General features: G+C 57.8%; 7 protein-coding genes, 2 tRNA genes, 3 rRNA genes and 1 pseudogene. 1 reads left to right on the top strand and 12 read right to left on the bottom strand.

The genetic code is table 11. The features are described from left to right. Positions 1–30: 30 nt before the first annotated feature. Entirely contained in the window at positions 31–1335 is a 1305-nt protein-coding gene (locus PSH90_RS03425) for a tyrosine-type recombinase/integrase (RefSeq protein ID WP_305382169.1), read from the bottom strand. Between the two features lie 242 nt (positions 1336–1577). On the opposite strand from PSH90_RS03425, the pseudogene PSH90_RS03420 reads away from it, so the two are divergent. Further along, a pseudogene (locus PSH90_RS03420) lies at positions 1578–1712 on the top strand (LysR family transcriptional regulator); the annotation flags it as partial. Here PSH90_RS03420 and PSH90_RS03415 read toward each other — a convergent pair. From PSH90_RS03415 to PSH90_RS03365, 11 genes are all read right to left on the bottom strand, one after another. After that, positions 1709–2209, bottom strand: a complete 501-nt coding sequence (locus tag PSH90_RS03415) for an OmpA family protein (RefSeq protein ID WP_305382168.1) — start codon at positions 2207–2209, stop codon at positions 1709–1711. The pseudogene PSH90_RS03420 and the gene PSH90_RS03415 overlap by 4 nt on opposite strands. Beyond that, entirely contained in the window at positions 2209–3477 is a 1269-nt protein-coding gene (locus PSH90_RS03410; protein WP_252887284.1) for a diguanylate cyclase domain-containing protein, read from the bottom strand. The genes PSH90_RS03415 and PSH90_RS03410 overlap by 1 nt, the downstream gene beginning before the upstream one ends. After that, the gene (locus tag PSH90_RS03405) at positions 3474–4043 is read right to left on the bottom strand and encodes a YfiR family protein (protein WP_305382167.1); all 570 of its coding nucleotides are present in this window, start codon (positions 4041–4043) and stop codon (positions 3474–3476) included. The genes PSH90_RS03410 and PSH90_RS03405 overlap by 4 nt, the downstream gene beginning before the upstream one ends. 119 nt (positions 4044–4162) lie before the next feature. Then, positions 4163–6271 carry an exodeoxyribonuclease V subunit alpha gene (gene recD, locus PSH90_RS03400; protein WP_252887282.1) on the bottom strand — a complete coding sequence of 703 codons (2109 nt, stop codon included), beginning with the start codon at positions 6269–6271 and terminating at the stop codon, positions 4163–4165. Beyond that, positions 6268–9954: an exodeoxyribonuclease V subunit beta gene (gene recB / locus PSH90_RS03395; RefSeq protein WP_305382166.1), complete on the bottom strand. Its 3687-nt coding sequence runs from the start codon at positions 9952–9954 to the stop codon at positions 6268–6270. The genes recD and recB overlap by 4 nt, the downstream gene beginning before the upstream one ends. Next, positions 9951–13403 carry an exodeoxyribonuclease V subunit gamma gene (gene recC / locus PSH90_RS03390; protein ID WP_305382165.1) on the bottom strand — a complete coding sequence of 1151 codons (3453 nt, stop codon included), beginning with the start codon at positions 13401–13403 and terminating at the stop codon, positions 9951–9953. The genes recB and recC overlap by 4 nt, the downstream gene beginning before the upstream one ends. Positions 13404–13556: 153 nt before the next feature. Then, positions 13557–13672 (bottom strand): 5S ribosomal RNA (gene rrf, locus PSH90_RS03385). Between the two features lie 153 nt (positions 13673–13825). Then, positions 13826–16717 (bottom strand): 23S ribosomal RNA (locus PSH90_RS03380). Positions 16718–16955: 238 nt separating this feature from the next. Beyond that, positions 16956–17031, bottom strand: a tRNA-Ala gene (locus PSH90_RS03375). Positions 17032–17041: 10 nt separating this feature from the next. Then, positions 17042–17118: transfer RNA gene (locus PSH90_RS03370), tRNA-Ile, on the bottom strand. Positions 17119–17241: 123 nt separating this feature from the next. Further along, positions 17242–18778, bottom strand: a 16S ribosomal RNA gene (locus tag PSH90_RS03365). The 16S, 23S and 5S rRNA genes sit together here with 2 tRNA genes alongside, the layout of an rRNA operon. Between the last annotated feature and the right edge of the window lie 79 nt (positions 18779–18857).

The raw sequence follows: 18857 nt of genomic DNA, 5'->3' as shown, positions 1-18857 counted from the left end.
ATTGATCCCGACGAATGCCCCAAGATTAACTCAGCGGCTCTCAAGGTGCTCACAAAGCAACCTATTGAGCATCTCAGCGACAACCTCTACCGGGACACCTGAGCCGTAAATATCAAATGTTACCGTTCCCGAGGCGTGCCCCATGACAGCTTGGGCATGAGTCGTAGGAACACCTTTGGCCTGCATGAGGGAAGCCAATGAGTGGCGCAATGAGTGGAACACTAAGCCCCTTACATAGGACTCCCCAAGAGCCTGAGGGATTGCCTGCTGGTTGACCCATTCGCCTGCTGGTCTGTAGCCGATCTGTGCCAACGAATCGTTCCCGCTCTGTTTGCAGGTCTCGACATACCGCAGGAAGGCTTGAAGGTCGAACCCATAGGCACCATCAGTCAATGGCACCAGCCTCTCACTACGCTTGTTCTTGATGGATTTACCCTCACCAACCTCATTGATGTGGATAACGACGATGCCTGATGTGAGGGTCTGAATGTCGCTGACGCTCAACTGAGAGATTTCATTGAGTCGGCCACCAGTGATGATGCCAAGGCTCAGCAGCCAGCGTTTCCATGACGCCTCAGGGAGCTTATTCGCATAGGCCATGAGGCTGCCTATCTGGTCCTGAGAGAACGCCTTACGGGTGGACTCAGTGCCTTTAGTGAACTTGAGTTTCTTGTCGAATGACTTTTCGAGATGACCATTCTCAACCGACCAGTTCAGTACAGCAGAGAGCTTCATCAGCATCTGGTTTACCGTTGATGGTTTCCGCGTGGTCGCAAGCCTATCCCTCAGGGCCACAAGATCCGCCCTTGTGTGCTTCCTCAGGTCCAAAGCTCCTAACTCGGCACATAGGACGCCATGAGTGAACTTGGTTGAGCTGAGGGTGCTGGCTTTCTGTTCTCCTGCCCGGTCAGCCATGTAGAGCCCAGAGAGGACCTCAAAGGTTAGTGGAGGAGCGAAAACAGATAGGGACAGAGGCACGTCATTGGCATGCTTCAATGCATCGTGAGAGCCTCCTTCGAGATCCCTAATGATCTTGACCAATGGCACTGAGTCACCTTGTAGTCGAATCTGAGCAGCAGCCATCACATCCTTAGCTTTAGACACATGCTCATGCTGATCGACGTTAAGCGGCATCGTTGCGGCGATCTCCGTCAGGTTCGTCCTAACGTCCTCATACAGGTCGCCCCAGTCACGCAGCGAGTGAACATCATGGGAACAGGACAAGAGACCCTCAGCGACCCACAGCAAATGCTCGCGAAGCTCACTCCAAGTTGCCTCAGGGTGATCCAGATGGAAAGACTTGATGGTCTCGGCAAGTCGTCTTGAAGCGTCCATAGCGGCCTTTCTATCGGTAGTCTTAAGGGATACGGAGGTAGCCTGCGTGGTGCTGCCGGTCTCTCTGAGGCGTAGATAGTAGATGCCGTTGCGCCTGTAGTGATAGGGCTTAGCGAGCCTCGTGGTCGGCCTGAGAGTTAGAGCAGAGTTTGTGACAGCACTTGTAACAGGATAGGGCTTGGAAGTGGTCATCATGGCGTTAGGGTCCCGTGATCATTGGGTGGAACCCCTACGTCCTGTAGTTCTGGATGTACTGCAGGGAGGATCTGCGCAAGTTGAAGCGGATCACCTTGTTGTGGGATTACATCCGTGAGATGACTGAACGCAATCAGGCGTTGTTGATGGGTGAAACGCGGGAGATGCGCTTTGCCGATTAGTCGGCGCTGACCACGATCGACACCCGGCGATTTTCCGTGCGCCCCGCTGCGGTGTCGTTGGAAGCCACCGGTTCGCTGCTGCCCAGGCCTTGCAGCTGGATGTTTTCCTGCTTCATGCCGACCGTGCCGAGGACGTTGCCGACGCTCTTGGCCCGACGCAGCGACAGTTGCTGATTGTAGGTTTCCTTGCCCGACGCATCGGTGTGGCCATCGACGCGCACCCGCTCGATTCCCACGCCGAGCAACGCCTTGCCGATGCGTTCGACGATTTCCGTGCTGGCTGCATTCAGGCTTTCGACATCGCTGCCAAACAACACTTTGCCCGACAGGCCGAACTCCCAGCCGTCGTCGGTCAACTCGAAACCCTGCTGTTTGAGCACGGCGACCTGCGCCGGTGTCAGGCCCTTTTGCGGGGCGGTCTGGCAACCGCTCAGGGTCAGCGCGGCCATCAGCAGCAATGCGGAAAACAGTCGAAAGGGAAGTGTGAACACGGGCATCAGCTCCTGGTGTGAACGGAATCGACCGGGCGCTCCGACCCGGCGGTGAATTGCGCGCCACGCGACAGGCGCTTGGCCTGGTACATTGCCGCGTCGGCTGCGTTGAGCAAGGCACCCGGCGTGGCGCCATGATCGGGGTAAACGGCGATGCCGATACTCAGCGAGGTCACCACACTGCTGTCGCCGGGCAGGGTGATCGGCATGTCCATGCTGGCGAGAATCTTGTCAGCGATGTGCTCAGCGTCTTCGACCGTGTGCAGTGGCGCGAGCAGCACGGCGAACTCGTCGCCACCCAGCCGCGCGACCAGATCATCCTCGCGCAATTGCGCTCGCACGCGATTGGCGATGGCCACCAGCACTGCGTCGCCCGAGGCGTGGCCGAAGTTATCGTTGATGCCTTTGAAGCGGTCGCTGTCGAGAAACAGCACGGCGACCCGCTCATCGTGTTTTTTGCCGTTGCGCAAGGCGCGGATCAAGCGGCCTTCGAAAAACGCGCGGTTGGGCAAACCGGTGAGGCTGTCATGGGTCGCTTGGTGAGCGAGAGTTTCGTTTTCGTTTTGCAGATGGGTTTGCCACGACTCGAGTTCGCCGAGCAAGGCATTGAAGTCGTTGCCCAGATTGTCCAGTTCGGCGATTTGCGCCGGCGGCACGCGCCGATCCAGCGCTCGCTCACTGCGCGCGGCGTGGGCGACGGAGGCGAGGCTGTGCAATGGGCCAATGATCGCGCGCAACTGCCGCCGCGCCAGATAGAGCGCGACCCAGGCGCTGATCGCGGTGCACAGCACAATCCCGGCGAGGCCGCTAAGCAGGAAGCGCATCAGGCTGCCGCCGTGACCGATGAGCAGGACGCGACCGATTTCGCGGTCCTGATGCTCAATCGGCAGGCTCACCGGTTTTTCCAGAAGAGCGCGGGTGATCTGCATTTCCAGCTCGGAGAACAAGCCGGTTTCAGCGCGCTGCCATTGCGCGATCAATTGGCCTTGCGCGTCGAGCACTCGGGCATCCGCTACTTCCTCGGTGGCGGCGATGATCGCCAGCGCCTCGGTTGCCGCCGCTTTGTCATTGAACACGACGGCCGCTTCGACGGTGTAGCTGATCGAACGGGCGATCAAATGCAGGTTGTGATCGGCATACACCCGCAGCGCGAGCACGCCCAGCAAGGTCAGCGAAACACTGGCCATCGCTACCGCCACCAGCGCGACAATCAAATGCCCACGGCCAATGACCGAACCAAGGGTGGGGCGAGCCTTCCAACTGAACAGCTTCATGGCGCCGCCGCTTTGCGACGGGACAACTGCAGGACGCTGGGGTGTATGCGCACACCACTGCGAGCCACGGAGTCGAGATTGACCTCGAACGACACTTGTTCATCGCCAACGCGCAGGCAGAACAGACTGCCGACGGTGCATTGATCGTCTGCTTCGCTGATGCTCAGCACCGGATGCCCGATCAACGATGCGAACAGGCGACTGCGTTCATCGGCGGTCAGCTTGCCGATGTACACCGCGTCGCATTCGCTGACGATGGCCGGGTTGTCCGCCAGCAGACGCCGCACAGCCACCGGCCGACCCGTGGCTTGGGTGGTGCCTTTGACCAGGTCATCGGTGTATTCGGTGGGGCCGACGATGCACAGACGCAATTGCGCTGGTTCCACCGGCCAGCGTGCATAACTGAGGATGCCAAGAACCACTTGTGTGACCGCTTTGGCCCGTTGCTCGGCCGGCCCGGTTTGCGCTTGGGCGATGGCGCTGCCCGTCAAAAACCAGAGCAAAACGATCAGCAATGCGTGCTGGCAGGCCACCACACGCTGTGTCGCCCAGACGGCCACCTTCATGGAGGGATTCTCTTGGAGCGTAACGAAATGATGCCGCAACGATAGCACAGCGCTAGAACACCAGCGAGGCGCCTGCCTCTGACCGGTTGGTCAGTATTCGTTGTCGGTCATTCAGCACTTCATCCCTGAGACTCGGCACCCTCCTCCAGCTCCAGCATCAGCCCGCTCAGCCGCTTCACCTTGCGCAGCACCGCCTCTTCAAACACGCCGGCACGCGGCTCGATCAAGGTGAACCAGTGCCGGGCGCGAGTAATCCCGGTGTAGATCAACTCTTTGGTCAGTACCGGATTCAGCGCATCCGGCAGGATCAGCGCCGTGTGGGCGAACTCCGAACCCTGGGACTTGTGCACCGTCATGGCGTACACGGTTTCGACATCATTGAGTCGACTCGGCAACACGAAGCGCACGCCGCCCTGACCATCGTTACGCGGGAAGGCCACGCGCAGAACCGTTTTGCCGATTTCTGCGCCTTCACGCTCGGGCAGTTTCAGGGCGATACCGATGTCACCGTTCATCAGGCCCAGACCATAGTCGTTGCGTGTCATCAGCACCGGCCGACCTTCATACCACTGCTGATCGCTCTCGATCAGACGCGCCTTGAGCAACGCAGCGGTGATGCGCTGGTTCAGACCTTCAACGCCCCATGGCCCTTTGCGCACGGCGCACAGCAACTGGAACGTGTCGAACGCCTGCAAGACTTCCCGCGCCCAATCGGTCCAGGCCGCATGCTCAAGGGGCCGCGTCGACGGTGGACGCTGATCGCGCAGTACGCTCAGGTAATGGCGGTAACCTTGCGGGCCGTTGCCGTGACCTTCGAGCAGCAGACGTTCGAGCTTGAGATCGTGCTCGCCTTTGAGCGGCAGCGAATACACGTCGTCGTAGCCGCCAGCGGCGAGCAACTGTCGCGCCTCGTCGGCCAATTGCTGATTGACCCGGCGCGCAAGCTGACCGATACCGCTGCCCTCGCCGAAGCGGCGCGAGTGACGCAGCATCACCACTTGTTGCGCCAACGGATGGGTGCCGTCGCGATCTTCATGCAAACCGCTGCCCTGCAACGACTCGCCACTGACAGACTCCAGCCATTGTCGCGTTTGCGGGCTGTACCAACCGCCCTCGGCGTCACGGCACAGATCGCCCAGTACCGCACCGGCCTCGACCGAGGCCAACTGATCCTTGTCGCCCAGCAGCACCAGCCGAGCATGGGCCGGCATGGCGTCGAGCAAGTTCGCCATCATTTCCAGGTCGATCATCGACGCTTCATCGACCACCAGCACATCCAGCGGCAGGCGGTTGCCGGCATGGTGACGGAAATGCCGGGTGCCCGGTCGACTGCCGAGCAGACGGTGCACGGTGGTCACATCGCTGGGGATCGCCGCGCGCACCGCTTCGGCGACTTGCAGTGATTGCACTTGCTGACTGATCGACTCGGTCAAACGCGCAGCGGCCTTGCCGGTCGGTGCGGCCAGACGAATGCGCAGCGGATGGCCAGCCTCGACGGCCGGTGCCTGCAGCAACGCGAGCAAGCGCACCACCGTAGTGGTTTTCCCGGTGCCCGGGCCGCCAGTGATGATGCTGAAGGCGCTGCGCGTTGCGATGGCGCAGGCGAGTTTTTGCCAATCGATGACAGCTGCGGATTCCGCGCCGCCGAACAATTCGTTCAGACGCTGCGGCAGATCATCCGGCGTCGGCTCCTGCTGCATCAAGCGTTGGCGCAACGCTGCATCGATGCGGCGTTCGTAGGTCCAGTAGCGGCGCAGGTACAAGCGTTTCGAGGACAGCACCAGCGGACGTGTCTGCGCTGTTTCACTCGGGTCAGCGGCCAGGGCCACCAATGGACTGCTTGCCAGCACTTTGCACCAATGGGCTCCATCGAGCGTTTCGAGCAATTGCGAGGGCAGCAACAACACACCGCCCTGCACGTCGCCTTCGGGCGGCAATGACAGTGCAAAATCCGGCGCCTTGAGGGTTTCAAACAGGTCCAGACACACATGACCATGGCCGAGTTGGTGACTGGTCAACGCCGCCGCGAGCAACACCAGCGGATCGGTCTCGGGCTCGAGTTCATGCAGGAACGCGACAAAGGCGCGGTCCAGCGCGCGCAGCCAGCCGCGCTCGACCCAACGGCTCAGCAACAACAGCAAATCATCGGCGCGGGTCAGCGGCGAGAGTTTCGACAGGCTGTCCGCTTCCAGCGGCGTCGGCAGCAGATCGGCGAATGTGCGGCTCATAGCAGGACTCCCTGTTCCCAGGCGGGTTCGGACTTGGGTTCGGGTTTGCCCTGGAACATCCGGTCGAGGCGTTCGATCAATTCCCGTGGCGGACGCACGAAGTACATGCCACGACTTTCCGCACGCGTACCGCGCAGAAACAGATACAGCGCCCCGCCGATGTGACGGTCGTAATCGTAATCCGCCAGCCGCGCCTTCAACTGGCGATGCAGTGCCAGCAGATACAGCACGTATTGCAGGTCATAACGGTTGTCGAGGATCGACTGCTCCATCGCCTGCACCGTGTAGGCCTGATCATCCACGCCGAGCCAATTGGATTTGTAATCGGCGACGTAATAGCGGCCAGCGTGCTCGAAGGTCAGGTCGATAAAGCCCTTGAACATGCCGTTGAGTTGTACCGGCTCCGCCGACACCCGGGCGACGCCATTGTGGGTGTGCTGGCGCACCTGTTCGTCGAGTTTGAGCACGTCGACTTTGTGACTGGCGAACCAGAACTCCATCTCGACGCGGTATTGCGTCAGCTGCTCAAGAACCACCGGCGGTTGCCCGCCAGCGATCGGCAACGGTGACTTGAGCAAATGCTGCAGCCAGTCAGTCAGCGTGGTGATCCAGCCTTGCCAGCCGCGCAGGTTGCAGCGCCGGGCAATTGCATCTTCCAGCGCTTCGCGGGTAACCGAAAAACCTTCAGCGCCCGCCCATTCGAGCAAGCCATGCAAAAACGTGCCGGGATTCGGTCCGCGAGGAAAACGGTGGATATCGGCGCCACCGCTGCTGATTTCATGTGGCGCGTCGGGATCGAGGCGCTCGTCGTCGAAGAGCTTTTGCGCCTGCGGACTGTCCGGTGCTTCATCGCTGCCGACGCTCAATATGTCGCTGATGCGCAAAGCGCTATAGGAAGCGATCCACCAGTTTTCACTGGCTTTGCGCTTGGGCCGTAGCGTGGCTCGCAGGACTGCTTCATTGAGCGGCGGCTGGTAATGCTCCTCAGTGGGATGAGGCATTTCGCCGATGCCGATGGCCGGGCAGTCCTGCTGCAGATCCCGCAGCCAGCGATTCAATTCGCTGGACTCGCCCAAAGCGGCACCGCCACCGAGCAAGTAACCCAGCGCAGACAGGTGCAACACCGAGCTGTTGTTATTGCCGCGCTTGAGATCAGTAACGCCCAGCCAACAGGCATGCTGCGCGCGGGTTAACGCGACATACAGAAGACGCAGATCTTCGGCCAGACGCTCATCGTCAGCCAGGGCGATCAACTCGGGGGTCGGCTTGAGGCTGATCTGCGCCTTGCCCGCAGCGTCGTGGTAATGCAGCGGCAAACGGCTGCCATCCACCGGTTTCGCCGAGCAAATGAATGGCAGGAACACCAGCGGATATTCCAGCCCCTTGGATTTGTGGATGGTCACCACTTTGACCAGTTGCTCGTCGCTTTCCAGACGCAGAATCTGCTCTTCACCGGCCTGACCGGACAGTGCCAGCAGCTCGGCCAGATGGCGGATCAGCGCTTGCTCGCCGTCCAGTTCAGCAGCGGCTTGCTGCATCAGCTCCGACAGGTGCAAAAGGTTGGTCAGCACGCGTTCGCCGTCACTGCGCTGCATCAGGGTTTGCGGCAGGTGGAAGTCGTGAAGCAGGCGGCGCAACATCGGCAACACGCCCTGTTTGCGCCAGAGCTCTCGATAGCCGCGGAACTGCATGACCCGGGCTTCCCAGACCATTTCATCCTGGTTCAGGCGCTCCAGCTCGATCAGCGGCAGGTTCAGGGTGGTGCAGGCCAGCGCAGCCTTGAGCGAGCGTTCGACATCGGGTTCGGCGCAAGCCTTCAGCCAGGCCAGCAGATCGTGCGCCTCTTGGGCGGCAAACACCGAATCCTTGTCCGAGAGATAAACACTGCGCACACCTCTGGCGGCGAGTTCGGCGCGTACGGCTTGGGCTTCCTTACCGTCGCGGACGAGGATCGCGATGTCCGAAGGGCGTAAACCTTTGAAGTCGTCTGCTTGAAAGAAACCAGCGCTGCCGGTTTGCCCGCCATTGAGCAGTGCGGTGATTTGACTGGCGCAGGCGGCGGCCATTTGCTGGCGATAGACCGCGCCGGACAGCGGCTGATCGCTGGGCAGTAGCCAGACATTCAGTGCTGCGACGTCTTGCCCGGCAATCCGCAGCGTTTCCTTGCGTCCCTGAGACTCGACCGGCAGGAACGGTACCGGGTTCTCGCCGGTTTTCTCCCGAAACAAAAACGCGCCGCGCCCCTGCTCTCGGGACTCGGCGCGTTCGAATACGTGATTAACCGCTGTCACCATGCCGTGGCTGGAGCGGAAGTTGGTGCCTAGTGTATGCAAACGGCCGGTAGTGGCCTGACGTGCGCGCAGATAGGTGTAGATGTCGGCACCACGAAAGGCATAGATCGCCTGCTTGGGGTCGCCGATCAGGAACAGGCCGGTGTCAGGGTGATTGTCTTCGATGCGGTAAATGCTCTCGAAGATGCGGTACTGAACCGGGTCGGTGTCCTGGAATTCGTCGATCAGCGCGACCGGGAACTGCTCGCGGATCAGCGTTGCCAGACGCTCGCCGCCCTCCGATTGCAGCGCGGCATCCAGACGTAGCAACATGTCGTCGAACCCCATTTCTGCGCGACGGCGCTTCTCTTCTTCAAAACGCGCGCCGACCCACTTGGCAGCGTGTTGCAGAACAGCAGCATCGGGCGTCGGCAAGGTATCCAGGCTCGACTTGAGTCCGGACATGGCGTCCAGCCCCGGATGACTGGGAGCCTGGCCTTTCCAGGCCTCGGCCATGCCATCGGGCGTCAATCGGGTGAAGCCGGTGCCAATGTCCAGTTGTTCAAGCGTCTCGTCTTCGGCCCAGGTCTTGAGTTTCTCGAACCAGGGCTCGAAATAACGCGCCTGCATTTTGCGGCCATCGACGGTTTTGCTGGCGACGCCTTCATGGCAGAGAGCAAGCAGCTCGTCTGCCCAGTCACGCCAAGGCATTTTCAGTTCGACCAACGCCGCTCGCCGCTCCAGCAAACACTCCTCGATCAGCTCCGCGGGCGCCTTGCCTTCATCGGTGTCACGCTCGCTGGCAAACAAGCCGCGCACCCGAGGCAACAACGCGGCGGGGCCACCCCAATTGCTGCGCACCCAGTTCAGCGCATCGCCCTGCATCGGGTAGCAGAACAGTCGCCAGTAATCGCGCAACACTTCGCCAAGCAGATCGCTGTGATCGGTTTCCAGGGATTGCGTGAACAGGCTGCCGCTGTCGAACGCATGCTCGCGCAGCATGCGCTGACACCAGCTGTGAATGGTCGAGACGGCGGCTTCGTCCATCCACTGCGCGGCGATATCGAGGCGGTTGGCGCAGCCCGGCCATTGCTGCGGATCGAACTGATCGCGCAGCTCGGCAATCAGTCCGTCCGGGGCAACAATTTCGTCGCGGAAGAACCGCGCGGCCTCAGCCAAGCGTGTCCGAATGCGTTCACGCAGCTCTTTGGTAGCAGCGTCGGTAAACGTCACTACGAGGATTTGCGGCGGCAGTAATTCTCGTGCAAAACCGCTTGTCTCGCCGCCATGGCCGAGAATCAGCCGCAGATAAAGTGCCGAAATCGTAAAGGTTTTACCGGTGCCGGCGCTTGCTTCGATCAACTGACTGCCGCGCAGCGGGAAGGCCAGAGCCAACGGTGTTTTGGTATTCATGCGCGCGCACCTTCGCTGGACAAGGAACGCCACGGCGCTTCGAATAATGGGCGGTACAACGCGTCGCACCAGCCGGTGAAGGTTTCGTCTGCCAACAATGCATCGAAGTCGGGATATTGCCGGAGCAGTGCCGGGCTTTCACGCCGCTCGCCGTTGCTGGTCTGGCCGTCACCGTCATAGGCTTTTCGCGCAGCTGCTTCGGCTTTGACCGGGTCAGTTTGAGACAACCAGGCGAACGCGGTTTTTATCGCAATCGGCAGGGGTTGGCGCATGCCTGATTGCCAGGCAAGAAGCAGGTCACCGAGCAAACGCAACGCTCGGTCTCGCTCCATTGGCTCCAGCAACAACGTGTCGTCACTGGCGACCAATGCCGTGGTCAGCGCATGCTCGCTGGCGCAGGCGACCAGATGGGTAACCCACGATTTGGTCAGCCGATGCCACTTGCGAGTTTTGATCGAGCCGATGCTGTTGGGAATGGTCGTGACCGACAGCAGGCCGCCATCTTCACGTCGGTGCAGGCTCGAGAGCCAGCCTTCCAACCGCAAACCCTGCAAGTCGAGACTGACCGGGATTGCACTACTCAATGGCGTCGGCCATAACGTCAGCAACTGTTGATAACGCTGCAGAAGATCCGGTAGCGGTTCGATCAACTCTCGCTGCAGACACTCGCCAAAACCGGCCATCGGCAACAAACCACTGTTTTGCAGGCGCAGCGCCCGGGCGTGCAGTGCCTGATCGACATCGTCCGGCTGACTGAGTGCGGCCTCCAGCAAACTGTCGCTCAGCGTGTAGCGCTGTAGGGCGTCCAGCACGAAAGGTTCTTCATCTGCCAACGGCGCTTGCGCCGCCTCGAAATAGACCTTGAGACGCTGGGTGAAAAAATGCCGAACCGGATTACGCAGAAAATCCTGCAGCAATGCCAGCGTCAACGGTTCCTCTTGAACATATGGCGCGAGTAACGGCGCTTCGCTTTGCTGCGTTTTCTCTTGATGCAACACCTGCCACTCGCTGGCGTAGCTGAACAGTTGCTCGCCTTCGTGGAAATAGCGGGCACTGAAAGGTTGCAGGGGGTGTTCTTCGGTCAGCGCTTCCAATAGATCCTGGGTAGGGTCGATTGAACGCCAGCCGCTGGCGAGGTGATCGCGCAACTGGCCGATGAGCACCGAGGCGGGTCGTTCGCTGTTGTCACGGATGCTGCGGCCAACCCAACTGATGTAGAGCTGAGAGCGCGCGGACAACAGCGCTTCAAGTAACAGATAGCGGTCGTCCTCACGTCGTGAGCGGTCGCCAGGCCGGTAATCGCTGCCCATCAAGTCGAAGTCCAGCGGTGGCTGGGCGCGCGGATAATCGCCGTCGTTCATGCCCAGCAGACATACCAGTTTGAAAGGAATGGCACGCATCGGCATCAAGGTGCAGAAATTCACCGCACCGGCGAGGAATCGTTGTGACAAACGGCCCTGATCGAGCCCGGCGAGCCAGGCTTCGCGCACGACAGTCAGCGGCAGTTCGTCAGTCAGGCCGACCGCCTCGCAGGTCTCCAGCCAGGTCTCGCGAAGCTCTTCGAGCTGAGTCAGCAGGTAGTCGTCGTGCTCGTTGCTCGCCTGAAAGAACACTTGCATCAGCGCCTGCAAGCGCAGCCCCCACTCTTTCGGTTGAGCCGGTTGCGTGAGTTGCTGATGAGCGATTTCCAAGGCATCCAGCAGCGCCACCAATGGCCCGATCAGGGCAGCGTCAAGTCCACCAATTTCGTCGTAAGGCTCGATACCTGCACATGCATCGGCACTGCCGACGGCGTAGCCCAGCAGCATTCGGCGTAGACCGAAATGCCAGCTGTTCTGCTCCAGTTCCTCAGGCAATCCGAGACCGGCCCGTTGTTCCGCGCTCATGCCCCAACGCACGCCGGCACCCTCGATCCAGCGGTGCAGGGTTGGCAGGTCACGTTCCTCTACGCCAAAGCGAGCACGCAGAGCTGGAACATCGAGCAGGTCGAGAATCTCGCTGACCGGGAAACGGCTGTCCGGCAGCTTGAGCAGGTGCTCGACGGCGATCAGTAATGGATCACGTCCTCGCTGGCCCTGGTCCGCCAAAGTGAACGGAATGAAGCGCGGGTCAAATCGATCGAGCTGACCGAAAACCGCGCGGATATGCGGGGCGTAGCTGTCGATATCAGGGACCATCACGATCACGTCCCGTGGGCGTAGAGCCGGGTCGGCGCTGAAACGCGCCAGGAGTTGATCGTGCAGGATTTCGACTTCACGCTGGGCACTGTGGGCGATGTGAAACCGGATCGATTGGTCCTGCGTCAGGTCGACAGCGGGCCAGAGCGCACGAGTCTCGTTGAGGGGGCGCAATTCGAGGATGTCGTCCTGAAGCTGGTTAAGCATGTTGTGCGGCTGGGCTTCGCTGAACAGGTCGATGCGGCCGTCACGAAAGGCTGCGCGGTAGCTGTTGGGATCGTCGTAGCTGTCGAGCAGGTTGATATAGTCGCGACCTTGTTTGCCCCAAGCGGCCAGCAACGGATGTGCGTGCTGATGCAGGGTCTCGGCATCAAGTACAACGGGCATCCCGCTTTTGCGTTGTTGCCGCTTGTATTGATGTCGCAGCAGGTCCTTGTCGGCGACGATATCGGCCCAGTGATGGCGACAGGGGTTGTGTACGCAAAGCAGAACCTGACTGAAGCGCGCCAGACCGGCGAGCGCTTCAAGAACTTGTGCGGGCAATGAAGAAATGCCAAAGACGATCACGCGCGGCGGCAGCGCAGCCGGGGCCTTGTCGAGTATGTTGATGCGTTCCATGAAGCGTTGATGCACGCCGGCACGACTCTGCGCCATGCCCTGTTCGCCGACGTCATCCAGCAGCGCTCGCCACAACTCTGCCTGCCAGCAACTGGTCGGTGGCAGCGGCTTTATTTCACCTCTGACATTGCGCAGTTGATGACGCCCTTCAGCCCAGTCCTCGAGCCAGTCGGCCCGATAAACTTGATATTGGTCGAACAGATCGGCCAGACGCTCTGACAATTGATAGCGCTTGCGCAGATCGCTGTCATGGGTGAGGAAGCGTTGCAGCGGCTCGAAATGGGGGCGATCGATTACCTGTGGCAAGAGGCGCATCAGACGCCAGGTCAGCGGAGCTTTATCGAGCAGGGATTTCGCCGGAATCTCTTCTCGTCCCAATACCATGCGATACAGCTGCCACATGAAACTGCCGGGTAGTTGAACGTCAATCGCCGCAGCGATCCCGCAACCGCCAAGGTCATCGTCTTCAGGATCTTCGGCCAATGCGAGTTTGAGCCATTGGGCGATGCCGTTGCTTTGCACCAAAGCGATTTCGTTTTCCAAGGGTGCCAGTGGGTAGCGCCGCATGATGCTGACCACAAGACTGCGCAGCTCATCGAGACTGTTGCTCTGAACCACCATGAATGCAGCGTTGAGGGACTGGGCGTCCGACATATGGATTCCTTGGAAAATCGCTAAAGCCGAGGCAGAACCTTAGCATTGTCGGCCGGCTGTGACAGCCGGACGAGGTCTGCGAAGCCTGTAAGAACTTTCTCGCAGGCAAAACAAAACCCCAACTGCTTTCGCAATTGGGGTTTCGGAATTTAATCTTGACGATGACCTACTCTCACATGGGGAAACCCCACACTACCATCGGCGATGCATCGTTTCACTGCTGAGTTCGGGATGGGATCAGGTGGTTCCAACGCTCTATGGTCGTCAAGAAATTCGGGTACTGACTCGGGACCGGATGGCCTCGCTTCAGCAAATTGGGTATGTGACAGCTGGTGTTTGTGCGTTTCGAACTTTCGGTTCGTTTCGTCTTCACACACCGCAATCTGGTGCCTTTTCAGGTCAGCAAATTGCTTGGGTGTTATATGGTCAAGCCTCACGGGCAATTAGTATTGGTTAGCTCAACGCCTCACAGCGCTTACACACCCAACCTATCAACGTCGTAGTCTTCGACGGCCCTTCAGGGAACTCAAGGTTCCAGTGAGATCTCATCTTGAGGCAAGTTTCCCGCTTAGATGCTTTCAGCGGTTATCTTTCCCGAACATAGCTACCCGGCAATGCCACTGGCGTGACAACCGGAACACCAGAGGTTCGTCCACTCCGGTCCTCTCGTACTAGGAGCAGCCCCTCTCAAATCTCAAACGTCCACGGCAGATAGGGACCGAACTGTCTCACGACGTTCTAAACCCAGCTCGCGTACCACTTTAAATGGCGAACAGCCATACCCTTGGGACCGGCTTCAGCCCCAGGATGTGATGAGCCGACATCGAGGTGCCAAACACCGCCGTCGATATGAACTCTTGGGCGGTATCAGCCTGTTATCCCCGGAGTACCTTTTATCCGTTGAGCGATGGCCCTTCCATACAGAACCACCGGATCACTAAGACCTACTTTCGTACCTGCTCGACGTGTCTGTCTCGCAGTCAAGCGCGCTTTTGCCTTTATACTCTACGACCGATTTCCGACCGGTCTGAGCGCACCTTCGTACTCTCCGTTACTCTTTAGGAGGAGACCGCCCCAGTCAAACTACCCACCATACACTGTCCTCGATCCGGATAACGGACCTGAGTTAGAACCTCAAAGTTGCCAGGGTGGTATTTCAAGGATGGCTCCACGCGAACTGGCGTCCACGCTTCAAAGCCTCCCACCTATCCTACACAAGCAAATTCAAAGTCCAGTGCAAAGCTATAGTAAAGGTTCACGGGGTCTTTCCGTCTAGCCGCGGATACACTGCATCTTCACAGCGATTTCAATTTCACTGAGTCTCGGGTGGAGACAGCGCCGCCATCGTTACGCCATTCGTGCAGGTCGGAACTTACCCGACAAGGAATTTCGCTACCTTAGGACCGTTATAGTTACGGCCGCCGTTTACCGGGGCTTCGATCAAGAGCTTCGCGTTAGCTAACCCCATCAATTAACCTTCCGGCACCGGGCAGGCGTCACACCCTATACGTCCACTTTCGTGTTTGCAGAGTGCTGTGTTTTTAATAAACAGTCGCAGCGGCCTGGTATCTTCGACCGGCATGAGCTTACGGAGCAAGTCCTTCACCCTCACCGGCGCACCTTCTCCCGAAGTTACGGTGCCATTTTGCCTAGTTCCTTCACCCGAGTTCTCTCAAGCGCCTTGGTATTCTCTACCCAACCACCTGTGTCGGTTTGGGGTACGGTTCCTGGTTACCTGAAGCTTAGAAGCTTTTCTTGGAAGCATGGCATCAACCACTTCGTGTTCTAAAAGAACACTCGTCATCAGCTCTCGGCCTTAAGATCCCGGATTTACCTAAGATCTCAGCCTACCACCTTAAACTTGGACAACCAACGCCAAGCTGGCCTAGCCTTCTCCGTCCCTCCATCGCAATAACCAGAAGTACAGGAATATTAACCTGTTTTCCATCGACTACGCTTTTCAGCCTCGCCTTAGGGACCGACTAACCCTGCGTCGATTAACGTTGCGCAGGAAACCTTGGTCTTTCGGCGTGGGTGTTTTTCACACCCATTGTCGTTACTCATGTCAGCATTCGCACTTCTGATACCTCCAGCAAGCTTCTCAACTCACCTTCACAGGCTTACAGAACGCTCCTCTACCGCATCATCCGAAGATGATACCCGTAGCTTCGGTGTATGGTTTGAGCCCCGTTACATCTTCCGCGCAGGCCGACTCGACTAGTGAGCTATTACGCTTTCTTTAAAGGGTGGCTGCTTCTAAGCCAACCTCCTAGCTGTCTAAGCCTTCCCACATCGTTTCCCACTTAACCATAACTTTGGGACCTTAGCTGACGGTCTGGGTTGTTTCCCTTTTCACGACGGACGTTAGCACCCGCCGTGTGCTCCCATGCTCGGCACTTGTAGGTATTCGGAGTTTGCATCGGTTTGGTAAGTCGGGATGACCCCCTAGCCGAAACAGTGCTCTACCCCCTACAGTGATACATGAGGCGCTACCTAAATAGCTTTCGAGGAGAACCAGCTATCTCCGAGCTTGATTAGCCTTTCACTCCGATCCACAGGTCATCCGCTAACTTTTCAACGGTAGTCGGTTCGGTCCTCCAGTCAGTGTTACCTAACCTTCAACCTGCCCATGGATAGATCGCCCGGTTTCGGGTCTATTCCCAGCGACTAGACGCCCTATTAAGACTCGCTTTCGCTACGCCTCCCCTATTCGGTTAAGCTCGCCACTGAAAATAAGTCGCTGACCCATTATACAAAAGGTACGCAGTCACAGAACAAAGTCTGCTCCCACTGCTTGTACGCATACGGTTTCAGGATCTATTTCACTCCCCTCTCCGGGGTTCTTTTCGCCTTTCCCTCACGGTACTAGTTCACTATCGGTCAGTCAGTAGTATTTAGCCTTGGAGGATGGTCCCCCCATATTCAGACAAAGTTTCTCGTGCTCCGTCCTACTCGATTTCATGACTAAGAGATTTTCGCGTACAGGGCTATCACCCACTATGGCCGCACTTTCCAGAGCGTTCCGCTAATCTCAAAGCCACTTAAGGGCTAGTCCCCGTTCGCTCGCCACTACTAAGGGAATCTCGGTTGATTTCTTTTCCTCAGGGTACTTAGATGTTTCAGTTCCCCTGGTTCGCCTCTTGCACCTATGTATTCAGTACAAGATAACCATCTTATGATGGCTGGGTTCCCCCATTCAGACATCTCCGGATCAAAGTCTGTTTGCCGACTCCCCGAAGCTTTTCGCAGGCTACCACGTCTTTCATCGCCTCTGACTGCCAAGGCATCCACCGTATGCGCTTCTTCACTTGACCATATAACCCCAAGCAATCTGGTTATACTGTGAAGACGACATTCGCCGAAAATTCGAATTTCTCAACTAAGAGAACTCACAAATTTTACCTTAGCCTGATCCGTTACCAGTGAAAGTAACGTTCAGTCTATCTTTCTATCACATACCCAAATTTTTAAAGAACGATCTAATCAAAAGACTAGAAATCAATATTCAGTACGAATATTCATTTCTAAACTCTCAAACTTCGAAGCAGTTTATGGTGGAGCCAAGCGGGATCGAACCGCTGACCTCCTGCGTGCAAGGCAGGCGCTCTCCCAGCTGAGCTATGGCCCCATAACAAAATTGGTGGGTCTGGGCAGATTCGAACTGCCGACCTCACCCTTATCAGGGGTGCGCTCTAACCAACTGAGCTACAGACCCAATTTCGAGCTTGTAACTGTTAGCTCAGAGCTATCAGCTTGGAGCTTAAAGCTGCTTCTATCGTCTTCTTCAATGAATCAAGCAATTCGTGTGGGAGCTCATGCAGCAGCTGATGTCGTCGATTAAGGAGGTGATCCAGCCGCAGGTTCCCCTACGGCTACCTTGTTACGACTTCACCCCAGTCATGAATCACACCGTGGTAACCGTCCCCCCGAAGGTTAGACTAGCTACTTCTGGTGCAACCCACTCCCATGGTGTGACGGGCGGTGTGTACAAGGCCCGGGAACGTATTCACCGCGACATTCTGATTCGCGATTACTAGCGATTCCGACTTCACGCAGTCGAGTTGCAGACTGCGATCCGGACTACGATCGGTTTTATGGGATTAGCTCCACCTCGCGGCTTGGCAACCCTTTGTACCGACCATTGTAGCACGTGTGTAGCCCAGGCCGTAAGGGCCATGATGACTTGACGTCATCCCCACCTTCCTCCGGTTTGTCACCGGCAGTCTCCTTAGAGTGCCCACCATTACGTGCTGGTAACTAAGGACAAGGGTTGCGCTCGTTACGGGACTTAACCCAACATCTCACGACACGAGCTGACGACAGCCATGCAGCACCTGTCTCAATGTTCCCGAAGGCACCAATCCATCTCTGGAAAGTTCATTGGATGTCAAGGCCTGGTAAGGTTCTTCGCGTTGCTTCGAATTAAACCACATGCTCCACCGCTTGTGCGGGCCCCCGTCAATTCATTTGAGTTTTAACCTTGCGGCCGTACTCCCCAGGCGGTCAACTTAATGCGTTAGCTGCGCCACTAAGAGCTCAAGGCTCCCAACGGCTAGTTGACATCGTTTACGGCGTGGACTACCAGGGTATCTAATCCTGTTTGCTCCCCACGCTTTCGCACCTCAGTGTCAGTATCAGTCCAGGTGGTCGCCTTCGCCACTGGTGTTCCTTCCTATATCTACGCATTTCACCGCTACACAGGAAATTCCACCACCCTCTACCATACTCTAGCTTGCCAGTTTTGGATGCAGTTCCCAGGTTGAGCCCGGGGATTTCACATCCAACTTAACAAACCACCTACGCGCGCTTTACGCCCAGTAATTCCGATTAACGCTTGCACCCTCTGTATTACCGCGGCTGCTGGCACAGAGTTAGCCGGTGCTTATTCTGTCGGTAACGTCAAAATTGCAGAGTATTAATCTACAACCCTTCCTCCCAACTTAAAGTGCTTTACAATCCGAAGACCTTCTTCACACACGCGGCATGGCTGGATCAGGCTTTCGCCCATTGTCCAATATTCCCCACTGCTGCCTCCCGTAGGAGTCTGGACCGTGTCTCAGTTCCAGTGTGACTGATCATCCTCTCAGACCAGTTACGGATCGTCGCCTTGGTGAGCCATTACCTCACCAACTAGCTAATCCGACCTAGGCTCATCTGATAGCGCAAGGCCCGAAGGTCCCCTGCTTTCTCCCGTAGGACGTATGCGGTATTAGCGTTCCTTTCGAAACGTTGTCCCCCACTACCAGGCAGATTCCTAGGCATTACTCACCCGTCCGCCGCTGAATCCAGGAGCAAGCTCCTCTCATCCGCTCGACTTGCATGTGTTAGGCCTGCCGCCAGCGTTCAATCTGAGCCATGATCAAACTCTTCAGTTCAAACATCTTTGGGTTTTTAAGAAACCCTAAACTTGGCTCAGCAATCGTTGGTTACATCTTTGATTTCTCGCGGAGTAAC

This window comes from Pseudomonas sp. FP1762 (assembly GCF_030687105.1).
Classification (GTDB): Bacteria; Pseudomonadota; Gammaproteobacteria; order Pseudomonadales; family Pseudomonadaceae; genus Aquipseudomonas; species Aquipseudomonas siliginis.
This window is presented reverse-complemented; position numbering and strand designations above follow the sequence as displayed.